The sequence below is a fragment of the Candidatus Accumulibacter aalborgensis genome (assembly GCF_900089955.1).
In the GTDB taxonomy this organism is placed as follows: domain Bacteria; phylum Pseudomonadota; class Gammaproteobacteria; order Burkholderiales; family Rhodocyclaceae; genus Accumulibacter; species Accumulibacter aalborgensis.
This window is the reverse complement of record NZ_FLQX01000136.1, coordinates 31,768-43,842: the sequence shown is the minus strand read 5'-3', so window position 1 is coordinate 43,842 and position 12,075 is coordinate 31,768. Positions and strand designations below refer to the sequence as shown.

13 protein-coding genes are annotated in these 12,075 nt (G+C 62.2%); 11 read left to right on the top strand and 2 right to left on the bottom strand.

The annotated features are described in order from the left end of the window. Positions 1-102: 102 nt before the first annotated feature. The 8 genes from ACCAA_RS16460 to ACCAA_RS16425 all read left to right on the top strand — a co-directional run bounded on the left by ACCAA_RS16460 (position 103) and on the right by ACCAA_RS16425 (position 9,504). A complete protein-coding gene (locus ACCAA_RS16460) occupies positions 103-564 on the top strand; it encodes a hypothetical protein (RefSeq protein WP_186408335.1) in 462 nt (153 codons plus the stop codon). A gap of 277 nt (positions 565-841) precedes the next feature. After that, a complete protein-coding gene (locus ACCAA_RS16455) occupies positions 842-2,518 on the top strand; it encodes an arylsulfatase (protein WP_281193209.1) in 1,677 nt (558 codons plus the stop codon). 119 nt (positions 2,519-2,637) lie between these two features. Then, entirely contained in the window at positions 2,638-3,672 is a 1,035-nt protein-coding gene (locus ACCAA_RS16450; protein ID WP_186408341.1) for an HAD family hydrolase, read from the top strand. A 62-nt stretch (positions 3,673-3,734) separates the two neighbouring features. Beyond that, positions 3,735-5,330 carry an arylsulfatase gene (locus ACCAA_RS16445; protein WP_186408334.1) on the top strand — a complete coding sequence of 532 codons (1,596 nt, stop codon included), beginning with the start codon at positions 3,735-3,737 and terminating at the stop codon, positions 5,328-5,330. Positions 5,331-5,345: 15 nt separating this feature from the next. Continuing rightward, positions 5,346-5,477, top strand: coding sequence for a cbb3-type cytochrome oxidase subunit 3 (locus ACCAA_RS16440; protein ID WP_425394492.1), 132 nt, complete (start codon positions 5,346-5,348; stop codon positions 5,475-5,477). 317 nt (positions 5,478-5,794) lie between these two features. After that, positions 5,795-6,418, top strand: a complete 624-nt coding sequence (locus ACCAA_RS16435; protein WP_186408332.1) for a lipid-binding SYLF domain-containing protein — start codon at positions 5,795-5,797, stop codon at positions 6,416-6,418. A gap of 573 nt (positions 6,419-6,991) precedes the next feature. After that, on the top strand, positions 6,992-8,887 hold the full coding sequence (locus tag ACCAA_RS16430; RefSeq protein WP_186408331.1) for a sensor histidine kinase: 1,896 nt from the start codon (positions 6,992-6,994) through the stop codon (positions 8,885-8,887). Further along, a complete protein-coding gene (locus tag ACCAA_RS16425; protein WP_186408330.1) occupies positions 8,884-9,504 on the top strand; it encodes a response regulator transcription factor in 621 nt (206 codons plus the stop codon). The genes ACCAA_RS16430 and ACCAA_RS16425 overlap by 4 nt, the downstream gene beginning before the upstream one ends. Positions 9,505-9,644: 140 nt before the next feature. Here ACCAA_RS16425 and ACCAA_RS16420 read toward each other — a convergent pair whose 3' ends face one another. Further along, positions 9,645-10,061, bottom strand: coding sequence for a PIN domain-containing protein (locus ACCAA_RS16420; RefSeq protein ID WP_186408329.1), 417 nt, complete (start codon positions 10,059-10,061; stop codon positions 9,645-9,647). Further along, positions 10,058-10,303: an AbrB/MazE/SpoVT family DNA-binding domain-containing protein gene (locus ACCAA_RS16415; protein ID WP_186408328.1), complete on the bottom strand. Its 246-nt coding sequence runs from the start codon at positions 10,301-10,303 to the stop codon at positions 10,058-10,060. The genes ACCAA_RS16420 and ACCAA_RS16415 overlap by 4 nt, the downstream gene beginning before the upstream one ends. A gap of 60 nt (positions 10,304-10,363) precedes the next feature. Here ACCAA_RS16415 and ACCAA_RS16410 point away from each other — a divergent pair, with 60 nt between their 5' ends. The 3 genes from ACCAA_RS16410 (at position 10,364) to ACCAA_RS16400 (ending at position 12,066) form a co-directional block, all read left to right on the top strand. After that, a complete protein-coding gene (locus tag ACCAA_RS16410; RefSeq protein ID WP_186408327.1) occupies positions 10,364-11,317 on the top strand; it encodes a LuxR C-terminal-related transcriptional regulator in 954 nt (317 codons plus the stop codon). A 93-nt stretch (positions 11,318-11,410) separates the two neighbouring features. Further along, positions 11,411-11,647 carry a type II toxin-antitoxin system Phd/YefM family antitoxin gene (locus ACCAA_RS16405; protein WP_186408326.1) on the top strand — a complete coding sequence of 79 codons (237 nt, stop codon included), beginning with the start codon at positions 11,411-11,413 and terminating at the stop codon, positions 11,645-11,647. Then, complete coding sequence (locus ACCAA_RS16400; RefSeq protein ID WP_186408325.1) at positions 11,644-12,066, top strand: type II toxin-antitoxin system VapC family toxin; 423 nt, start codon at positions 11,644-11,646, stop codon at positions 12,064-12,066. The genes ACCAA_RS16405 and ACCAA_RS16400 overlap by 4 nt, the downstream gene beginning before the upstream one ends. The last annotated feature ends 9 nt before the right edge of the window (positions 12,067-12,075 follow it).

Below are 12,075 nucleotides of genomic sequence, written 5' to 3'. Positions count from 1 at the left end.
GACGCCGGTCATGTTCTGGCTGTTCGGTGACAAACCCCTGCAACGCTTGCTGGCCGAAAAAGCTGAAGAGTCCTTTTAACCCGATCCTGTGAGGAAGAACCCATGCACCGCACCCTGATTTCCAGCCTGGCCATGACTGCCGCCTTGATGTTCTTCGGTAACGCAGCCTTCGCCCATGACGATGCGGCTCTCGACAAAATCAGTGGGCCCAACGGCGGCCAGTTGCGCATGGCTGGGCCCTATCATTTCGAGCTGGTAGTCGCCAAGAACAGCAAGGAAGCCAAAGACAACCCGGTCACGGTCTATCTCACCGACCATGGCGACAAGAAGATCCCCGCAGCCGGCGCTACTGGTACGGCGACGATTCTGGCAGCAAAATCGAAAATCACCGTCCCTCTGGCTCCGTCCGGCGACAACAAGCTGACCGGGGTCGGCAGCTATGCGTCGGATCCCCAGATGAAAGTCGTCGTGTCGGTCACTTTCGCCAGCGCGAAAGCCGAGCAAGCGCGGTTTACGCCGCTACTCAGCGCAGCCGCCGATGGGCATACAGATCACCAGCATTGAAAGGAAATTGAGGCGCAGCGGTGGCGGCCGACGTGCCGTGGTCGTCGGGAGCGCCGTTGTGTTCTTCTTTCTGTACGCCGGCTTGCAAGCGGCCTTGGTGGACAGCGGAATTCTCCACACGCCCTACATGATAAAGTGTAGGCTCGTCGAGCTTTGGATCTGTTTCAAGGACGGCGACGGTTCTGTTTTCAGCAGTTGCCGCTTGTTTGCCAAACACCCAATTGTCAAGGAGAAGATCTTGATCTTGAACTGCCTAACGAGATTCTGTTGCCTCTTGATCGCCACGCTGGCCCTGGTTGCCGGGCAAGCGCAGGGAGCGACGGGGAAGCCCAACATCCTGTTCATCATGGGCGACGACATCGGCTGGATGCAGCCGAGCATCTACCACCAAGGCCTGATGGTCGGCGAGACGCCCAATATCGACCGTATCGGGCACGAGGGCGCGAAGTTCATGACCTATTACGCCGAGCAAAGCTGCACGGCTGGGCGCACCGCTTTCTTCACCGGCATGACGCCGCTGCGCGCCGGCATGATCCCGCCGCAATTGCCCGGCAGCCCGTCCTTCCTGCAGCCCGGTACGCCGTCGCTGGCCAAGTTTCTGCTTGACCTTGGCTACACCACCGGCGAGTTCGGCAAGAACCATCTGGGCGACCACTCGGCGGCGCTGCCGACGGCGCACGGCTTCCAGGAATTCTGGGGTTACCTCTACCACCTGGACGCGATGCAGGGCGTCAGCTTCCCCGACATCAACAAGACACCCACCGAGCAGGCCATCATCGCACCGTGCAAGAACACACCGGTGCGTGGCCTCAGCGATCCCCCCGGCGCAGTGGACGCGAAGACCACGCTGTGCATGACGCCGCCACGACCGGTGCTCGCCTGCACGTCTTCCGACGGCACCGAGAAGAACCAGACCTGCAGCGACCAGGGTCCGCTGACGCTCAAACGGTCGGAGACCGTGGATGAGGAAATCTCGACCAAGGTCATCGACTTCCTCGACCGCAACGACCCGAAGAAGACCAACAAGCCGTTCTTCGTCTGGTACAACCCGGCGCGCATGCACGTCACCACCATGCTGTCGGACAAGTACATGGCCATGGTCGGCACCAAAGGCGGCAAGGACTGGGGCGCCAACGAAGCCGCCATGAAGCAGGTGGACGACAACATCGGCGAGGTGATCAAGAAGCTGGAGGCGATGGGCGAACTCGACAACACCATCATCGTCTTCACCACCGACAACGGCGCCGAAGTGATCACCTACCCCGACGGCGGCAACACGCCGTTCAAGGGCGGCAAGCTGACCACCTGGGAAGGCGGCATGCGCGCTCCGGCGGTGATCCGCTGGCCGGGGCACATCAAGCCGGGCACCGTTCTGAACGACATGTTCGCGTCGTATGACTGGATGCCGACACTTGTTGAAATTGCCGGTGGCGCCAAGGGCAATGCACTGAACGAGCAGATCATGGCGGGCAAGTATCCCGGCATCGTCAAGACCAAGCTTCAAGGGGTCAACCAGCTTGACTACCTGACCGGCAAGTCGGCGACGTCGGCACGCGATACGTTCTTCTACTACGGAGGCGCTGTGCCTTCGGCAGTGCGCTACAAGAACTGGAAGATCTACTTCGCGATGGCATCCGAGGCAGCGACCGGCGGCTTGATGGGGGTCCATACCTTCCATTGGCCTTTGGTCAACAACATCAAGCGCGATCCGTTCGAGGGGTCCGTCGGTTTCGAACCGAAGACCCTTCTCGGCACAGGCGGCGCGCTTGCCGGACCAATGACCGCCTACATCTACGACTGGAACATCATTCCCATCGGCCAGGCGTTGTGGCTGAAGGAACTTGAGTCTTACGGGCCATTCCCGGCGCTGCAGTCCCCGGCGTCCTACAGCCTGGCTCAGGTCCTCGTGGAGGTAAAAAATCAAATGGCGAGGACTCGCTCCCGTGGAGACTAAGACGTAGCCAGCAGGGTGGTTTGGCAAGGCGTTTGTGATACTGCCAAGAGGGCGGCTCGAAGGGCCGCCCGTTTCCATTCAACAGCGGATAACCGACCATGGATAAAGGGATCTGGATCATGAAGAGCACGTACCCTGTTTTAGCGCTTGCCCGCACCTTTGCGCTGGGCGCGCTACTGACGCTGGGTCTGCCTGCCCAGGCGCAGACCGACCCGCTACCCTCGTGGAATGACGGCGCAGCCAAGAAATCGATCGTGGATTTCGTGAAAGACACCACGACGCCCGGCAGTACGAGGTTCGTCCCGCCCGCCGAGCGTATCGCCACCTTCGACCAGGATGGCACGTTGTGGGTCGAGCACCCGATGTATTCGCAGGTGATGTACATCCTCGAGAGCGTCCCGGCGCTGGTCAAGGCCAAGCCCGAACTGGCCAAGGTCGCCCAGTTCTCGACGGTGCTGGAGATCCTGAAAGGTGACCGTGCGGCCATCGCCAAGCTGACCGTGGCCGATCTTGAGAAGCTGGCCGCTGCCACGCTGACCGGCATGCCGGTCGACACTTTCAACGCCGGAGCGAAAAAATGGCTTGCCGAAGCCAGGGACCCGCGCTGGAAGAAGCCCTATACCGAGCTGACCTACCTGCCGATGCAGGAAGTATTGAAGTATCTGCGCGCCAGCAGCTACAAGACCTGGATCGTCACCGGCGGTGGCCAGGATTTCGTGCGTACGTACGCTGAAGCGGTTTATGGCATCCCGCCCGAGCAGGTGATCGGCACCGCCGGCGGCACCACTTACGGTTACGCCAGGGACGGCAAGCCTTTCCTGACCAAGGCGCCGAAGCTGCTGCTCAACGACAACAACGCTGGCAAGCCAGAAGGCATCCACCTGATGATCGGTCGCCGCCCGGTGATGGCCGTCGGCAACTCGACCGGCGACCAGCAAATGCTCGAGTACACCCAGGCTGGCGACGGAGCGCGACTGTCGATGCTCGTGCTGCACGACGATGCGAAGCGTGAATACGCCTACGGGCCGGCGCAGGGGTTACCCGACACCAAGGTGGGCACCTTCACGCAGGCGCTGTACGACGAGGCGAAGAAACAGGGCTGGACGGTCATCAGCATGAAGAACGACTGGAAGAAAATTTTCGCCTTCGAGTGAGGCAAGCGCACGGTCCGATCGAGTAACGGTATAACAACGGTACAACTCCTGGGAGCAAGGAAATGATCCTGCAACGATTCGTCGTCATGATGACCGCCGCGATCGGGCTTGCGCTGGCTGGCGCCACGCCTGCCTTCGCACAGGCGCCGGCAAAGAAACCCAACATCCTGGTCATCTGGGGAGACGACATCGGCGTCTCCAACATCAGCGCCTACAACCTCGGCGTGATGGGCTACCAGACGCCAAACATCGACCGCCTCGCCAGGGAGGGCGCGATCTTTACCGACGCCTACGCGCAGCAGAGCTGCACCGCCGGACGCGCTTCGTTCATTCTCGGCCAGCATCCGTTCCGCACCGGCCTGCTGACCATCGGCATGCCCGGCTCGCCGCAGGGCATCCCGAGCTGGGCACCGACCATCGCCGACCTGCTGAAACCGCAGGGTTATGTCACCGGCCAGTTCGGCAAAAACCACCTCGGCGATCAGAACTCGCATCTGCCCACGGTGCACGGCTTTGATGAATTCCTCGGCAACCTCTACCACCTGAATGCCCAAGAAGAACCCGAGACCTACTACTACCCGAAGGACCCCGCGTTCCGCAAGAAATTCAGCCCGCGCGGCGTGCTGCACACCTGGAGCGACGGCAAAGGCGGGCAGAAGATCGAGGACACCGGGCCGCTGACCAGGCAGCGCATGGAAACCGTCGACGAAGAAATCTTCGCCGCCGAGCAGAAGTTCGTCGCCGACGCGGCCAGGAGCGGCAAGCCCTTCTTCGTGTGGTTCAACACCACGCGCATGCATGTGTGGACGCGGCTGAAGAAGTCCGCCGAGGGCCGCACCGGCATCGGCCTGTACCCCGACGGCATGGTCGAGCACGACGACATGGTCGGTGAAGTGCTCAAGCAGCTTGATGACCTGAAGGTGGCCGACAACACCATCGTCGTTTACGGCACCGACAACGGCGCCGAGACCGGCACTTGGCCCGATGGCGGAACGACGCCGTTCCACGGCGAGAAAGGCACCACCTGGGAGGGCGGTTTCCGCGTGCCGATGCTCGTGCGCTGGCCGGGAACGATCAAGCCGGGAACGATCGTCAACGATATCTTCTCGCAGGAAGACTGGCTGCCCACCTTCCTCGCGGCGGCCGGCGTACCCGACATCGCCGACAAGCTCAAGCAGGGTTACAGCGCCAACGGCAAGACCTGGAAGGCGCACCTCGACGGCTACAACTTCCTGCCCTACTTCAGGGGCGAGGCGAAGAAGGGCCCGCGCGAGGAGATCTTCTATTTCGGCCAGGGTGGCGAGTTGAATGCCGTGCGCTGGAATGACTGGAAGGTCCATTTCGCGGTCACCAACGGCAACATCGCCACCGCGGTGCGCGACGTTCCGGGCTGGCCGGTGATCGTCAATCTGCGCGCCGACCCCTACGAGAAAGCGCCGCATGAATCGGGGCTGTACCTGCGCTGGTACGCGGACAACATCTGGCTGTTCGTTCCGGTGCAGCAGAAGCTCGGCGCATTCCTGAAGACCTTGCCCGAGTATCCGTTCCAGCAGGGCAGCAGCCTCAACGCTGCCGGAATCAACTACGACTCGCTGAAGGCGATGCAGGCGATGAAGCGGCTGAATGAGCTGGAAAGCCTGGCGCCGCCACACAACTAGGCGGAGATGAATGCCGTGGAACTGAGCATCTATCATTGGCTGATCATCGCCGCTTTCATCGGCGTCGTGATCTGGGCGTTCGGTCGCAAGCGCAAGGCGCGCTTCGAGGAAGACGCACGGATTCCTTTTGAAGACGGCAAGGATTGAGGCGCGAGCGAAGCGATGGAAGCGTTGCTCGGATTTGATCTCGATATCTGGGATTACCTGACCGTCAGCGTCCAGCCGATCCACCGGTAAAACACGCGCGAGGTGGGTCAACCACGGACCCGGTCCAGCCGGGCCGCAGCCTTGACGCCGCCGGCATCCACTATAATTCGCTCTCGGCGATGCAGGCAGCGGCTGAACAAGACGGAAAGCCTGGCGTCGCCGCGCGACCAGCCAGACGGATCGTCGACTTCACGTCGTCCTGCCGTGCGGTCAACCCAGCGTTTTATGCCACAACCGTTTGTTCGGGAGAAAAAACCATGAAAGCACGACTGATGATGTTCGTCGCAGCACTTTGTCTCGCCTCGCCACCGCTGGCCGCCCAGCAATGGTCCTGGGATCCGATGAAGGATGTCGAGAACGCCCTGCCCCAGGGCGTACCGAATGAAGGAAAGGTCATTCAGGCCAGGCATCAGGTCCGGGAGATGGCACAGGACGCACTGAGCTCGCTGTATGAGATCGCACCGGGTGCGCAGCGTGCCATCGAGCGCTCGGCTGGCTACGCGGTGTTCAGCACCTTCGGGATCAAGCTCTTCTTTGCCGGGGGAACGACCGGGAAAGGTATGGTCGTCAACCAGATGACCGGTCGCCAGACCTTCATGCAGATGGCGCAGGTACAGGGAGGGCTGGGATTCGGTGTGGCCAAGAACCGCCTGATCTTCGTCTTCGCCGACGAGCAGGCCTTGCGCAACTTCATCAATCAGGGCTGGGAGTTCGGTGGCCAGGCCAACCTCTCGGCGATGGCTAGCGGTCAGGGCAGCATGTTCAGCGGCGCCGCCTCGGTGGCCCCCGGCGTGTACCTCTACCAACTGACCGAGACGGGTCTCTCCGCCACGCTGACCGTGTCGGGGACCAAGTTCTTCAAGGATGCCGACCTCAACTGAGTGAACTGGCGCGGGCTCAGCCAAGACCTTGGTGGTCAGCGATGATGGTCGAGTGGCGGCTACTGGCATGGTCCGGCTGATCGACGATGATGCCGTTGCGCCGACCTGAATCACCCACTGAAGGGATGGCGAGTCGACAGCATCGAGCCCCCGCTGATTCGGGGAATGTGATATTCAAGCCGTCCTGCATATCCTCGCTGCACAAGATGGCGCAACCGCTGAGGCCAGCGGTTGCAACGATATTGGCGTCATACAGCGAGAAGTTGTACGCGCCATCAAGGCCAGGGCGGCCTGATCCGTGCGCATGCTGAGGTCATGAACCTTACTCAACGCACGTTCGCCTCGTCGCGGTCAAAAGAAAAATCAGCCGGCCAGGGCGCACGAAACCGACGCATCGCTTGCAGTTGCTCAGCTTTTCCGGGTTGGCGCGCCACGGTCACACAGGCGGGCCAACCCGCTTGGCGCGGTACAGGCTGCAGCAGTAGCTCATTCACCTGTAAGCGAGACCCCATCCCCGCTGCACGTGAGCCCTGGAGGATGACGACGAATCTTCGGCGGCGGTCGAATTCCGCAATGCGCACGGCGTTGCCGCCGACTCCGCTGCGGCTGGTCTGTCCCTGGGTCGTCGCGGCTGCCCTTGCCCTTGTGGGTCTACAGGCGGCAAGCGCGGCGGAAACCCGCAACGTCCTCGTGCTCTATGCCAACAGTCGCTTGCTCCCGGCGAACATCAAGCTCGATCACGGGCTCCGCGAGACGATCCGGACTTCTGCAGATCGACCGGTCGCGCTGTTCGACGAGTTTCTCGACGTGCCCCGCTTCGGCGGACAGGCGTACGCGCGCACCGTTACCACGTACCTTCGCGATAAGTACGCGACCCGACCGCCTGCGGTGATCGTTGTGGGGAATCAAGAGGCGCTCAGTTTCGTTCTCGAGAATCGCGCAGCGCTCTTTCCAGAAGTCCCGGTGGTCTTCATGAGCGCTCCCAAATCGTTCCTGCGGTCGATCCCAGCGCTACCCGCCGACGTGTTCGGCGTCCCGATCAAGTACGATATTTCCAGCACCATCGACCAGGCTTTGCGCTGGCATCCGCGGGCTAGGCGTCTGGTGTTCGTTACCGGCACCGGTGTATGGGATCGGGGGTGGGAGGGCTGGTTGCAAGCCGAAGTCCCCGGTTTCAAGGACCGGGCGACGGTCGAGTTTCTCGCGGGGATGCCAACCGCAGCGCTGCTGAAGCGCTTGGGTGAACTCGGAGGCGACAGCGTGGTGTTTACCCCCGGATACTTCAAGGATGGCGATGGCCGCAACTTCACACCGCGCGAATCCGCCGAGGCCATGGCTTCAGCGGCGACCGCGCCGGTGTATGGGCCGTTCGACACCTTCATCGGCTCCGGCATCGTCGGTGGCCGCATGCCGAATTACGCGGCCATGGGCCGGCAGGCCGGGGAAATCGTCAACGCCCTGCTCGACGGCGCCGCACCTGCCGCGCTGCGCTTGCCCGAAATCATGCCGACGACCCTTAATGTCGATTGGCGGCAGGTGCGCCGCTGGGGTATCGACGAGACCGCCATTCCAGGCGACGCCATCGTGCATTTCCGCGAACCCGGCTTGTGGGAAGAGCACCATAATGAGCTGATCGCCGGCGCCATCGTGTTCCTGCTGCAGGCCGCGCTGATTGCCTGGCTCCTGTTCGAACGACGTCACCGCCGCCTGGCCGAGCAGGCCAACCAGAAGCAGCGCTTCGAACTCGCCCATGCCTCGCGGCTGGCGGTCGTCGGCGAGCTGACCGGCTCGATTGCGCACGAGATCAACCAGCCGCTCGGCGCCATCCTGAGCAACGCCGACGCCGCCGAACTGATGCTTGAATCCGCTGCCGACCGGCGCGGCGAGCTGCGCGAAATTCTTGCCGACATTCGCCGCGACGACCTGCGCGCCAGTGAAGTCATCCGCCGGCTGCGCTTGCTGCTCACCCGACACGAGGCCGAGCGGCAAGCCTTCGACCTCAATGACGTCGTGATCGAGATGGCTACACTGTTGCGTAGCGAAGTACAGCGACGGGGGATGAGCCTCGACATTCAAACGGCGCCGACAAGTGCCACGCTGGTCGGCGACCGCATCCAGGTCCAGCAGGTGCTGATCAATCTGGTGCTTAACGCCATGGACGCGGTAGCCGACCTGCCCGAGAACCGGCGCACGATACTCGTCTCCGTCTCCTCGCGGGCCGATGCCATCGCCATCGCGGTCAGTGATCGCGGTCACGGCATTGCACCCGAGTATCTGCCACAGATCTTCGATTCGTTCTTCACGACCAAGCCCCAGGGCATGGGGCTGGGGCTGTCGATTGCGCGCACCATCGTCGAAGCCCACGGTGGCCGCCTGCATGCCGAGAACCCGCCTGGCGGCGGGGCGCTGTTCCGTATTGAATGGCCGGCGACCGACGCCAAGGCAAAATCCTCAGCGGAGACGGAATGAATACGACAGCGCTGATCCATGTCGTCGATGACGACGAGTCGCTACGCAACGCACTGCTGCGGCTGCTCGCAGCGGCCGGTTTCGAGGCGCGCGGCTACGCCTCGACCGGCGACTTCCTGCTGCATCCGCGGACTGACCGCCCCGGCTGCCTGTTGCTCGACGTCCGCCTGCCGGGGCCATCCGGCCTCGACCTGCAGGCGGCGCTGCAGCAGCAGGGGATTACCTTGCCGGTGATATTTCTGACCGGTTACGCCGACGTCAACTCCTGTGTTCGGGCAATGAAGGCCGGCGCCGTGGACTTCCTGGCCAAGCCGGTCACGCGCGACACCCTTTTTGATGCGCTGCGGCGTGCGCTTGCGGTCGACGCACTCCAGCGCTCAGCGCGCGACGAAGCACGGCAACTGCGTGCCGCCTTTGCCTCGCTCACACCGCGCGAACGCGAGGTCTTCGATCGCATTGTCGCCGGCCGGCTCAACAAGCAGATTGCCGACGAGCTGGCGATCTCCGAGCGCACCGTCAAGGCCGAGCGCGCGCAGTGCATGGCGAAACTCAAGGTCAGCTCGGCAGCCGAACTCGGCCGTCTGGCCGAGCGGCGGCAACAGCTTTCCGGCGAGTAGCCGCCGGTCTCAGCGAAAAGGCGTTCGGCCTGGGTTGTGAGCTTGTCGAACAATCAGGATCAGTAGCCCTTCTGCCAATGACGAAGATGTGCGGCTTTTATCGTTTACCCATCGCGAAACCTTGCGCACGCCGTACTGAATCAAGCCCTGAAGGGATTGCGAATCGTCAGCGTGGCGCCCCCCGCTGATTCGGGAAATTTGATGTTGCAGCCGTCCTGCATATCCTCGCTACACAAAATGGCGCAGCCGCTCAGACCGGCTGCAGCAACGATATTGGCGTCATACAGGGACCAGTTGTAGCGCGCCATCAATGCCAGGGCGGCCTGATGCGTGCGTACGCTCAGGTCATGAACCTCACAAGCGCTGATCAGGGTGTTGCTCAATGTCTGGATGTCCGCCACGGGCATGGCTCGTTTTTTCCGCAGCACGTTGGCAAATTCGTTGAGCACCTGAACGCTGATGACGCTCTCGCCTGCCAGCAATTGTTCAACAGCATCAGCCCGCGCGCTGTCATCCACCCAGTAAACCAGCACATTGGTGTCGATGAATGTTTTCACCTCGCGTTGGCTTCTTCGCGGTCAAAAGAAAAATCAGCCGGCCAGGGCGCACGAAGCCCACGCATGGCCTGGAGTTGCTCAAGTTTTCCGGGCTGGCGCGCAACGGATACGCAGGCCGGCAGCCCCGCTTGCTGCGGGACAGGCTGCAACATCAACTCGTCACCTTCTGAAATGCCCAGTTCTTTCACCAGGGCTACGGGCAATCGCACCGCCAGACTGTTACCCCACTTGGCAACTTGCATGACGAATCTCCAGTTAGATATACATGGATAAAAGTATATTCTACACCCCATCGCACCGGAATGGATCATCGCAGAGACAAACCGGCTGTTATCCCTCGTGAACAATGGCGCGCCGACACCGACGCCGTGGTGAGTTACCTGCGGGCGAAGTACGCTACCCGACCGCCCGCGCTGATTGCCCAGCTCCTGTTCGAGCGGCGTCACCGCCGCCTGGGCGAACAGGCCATCCAGAAGCAGCGCTTCGAACTCGCCCATGCCTCACGGCTGGCGGTCGTCGGCGAGCTGACCGGCTCGATCGCGCACGAGATCAACCAGCCGCTCGGCGCCATCTTGAGCAACGCAGACGCCGCCGAACTGACGCTTGAATCCGGCGCTGACCGGCGCGACGAGCTGCGCGAAATTCTTGCCGACATTCGCCGCGACGACATGCGCGCCAGTGAAGTCATCCGCCGGCTGCGCCTGCTGCTCACCCGACACGAGGCCGAGCGGCGAGCCTTCGACCTCAATGACGTCGCGAGCAAGATGGCTTCCCTGTTGCGTAGCGAAATCCAGCGACGAGGGATGAGCCTCGACATTCAAACGGCACCGACGAGCGCCACGCTGGTCGGTGACCGCATCCAGATCCAGCAGGTGCTGATCGATCCCCAGGGCATGGGGCTGGGGCTGTCGATTGCACGCACCCTCGTCGAAGCCCACGGTGGCCGCCTGCATGCCGAGAACCGGCCCGGCGGCGGGGCGCTGTTCCGTATAGCGCTGCAGCGAGCAGCGAGCGACGAAGCGCGGCAACTGCGTGCCGGCTTTGCCTCGCTCACCCCCCGCGAACGCGAGGTCTTCGATCGCATCGTCGCCGGCCGGCTCAACAAGCAGATTGCCGACGAATTGGCGATCTCCGAACGCACCGCCAAGGCCGAGCCCGCGCAGTGCATGGCGAAACTCAAGGTCAGCTCGGCAGCCGAACTCGGCCGTCTGGCCGAGCGGCTGCAACAGCTTTCCGGGGACGAGGTTGAGGGCTAACAATTAGCTACAACTAATTGTCCTTGCGCTTTACAAAATGACCAACTTGGTAAAAACTAAGCACTGTGATGACCATTACGAAGAGCCTGATCGATGAAAACTGCCACTGTAGCTTATGCCAAGTCGCATCTATCCGCCGTGCTGGCTGAAGTGGAGGCCGACGAGGCCGGTGCGGGCGTGGTTATCACCCGTCGGGGAATCCCTGTGGCGCGTCTCATCCCGGAGCCGCGAGCGGGGGGGTTTGACTGGGCTGAATTGCACCTTTGGGTGTCCGCCCCCCCTCTGTCGGGCCTGACGGTTGCCGAGATGCGCGAACGCGATCTGCTGTGATCTATATCGACACCTCGGTGTTGGGGGCAATTTTCTTTCGCGAACCTGGCGCGGCCGATCTTGTGACGCGACTCGAGCAACAGCGCAAAGCGCGACTGATGATTTCGGCCTGGACATTGACCGAAATGGCCAGCATTGGCGGCATCAAACAGCGGACGGGCGCCATCGACGCCAGTACCCGCCAGCAGGCACTGGCTAATTTTCAGCGTTTTGTCTCAATTAATCTGGGCATGACGGAAATAGAACCTGCGGATTTCCGCACCGCCGCCGTGTTCATTGAAACACCCATCGCCCTGCGTGCAGGAGATGCGCTGCATTTGGCGGTTGCCCGCCGCCTGGGTGCCCGCATCGCCAGTCTTGACCGCCGCTTGTGCGACGCAAGTGAGACGCTGGGGCTAGCTCGATTTGATCTTTCCTGAGATCAGACG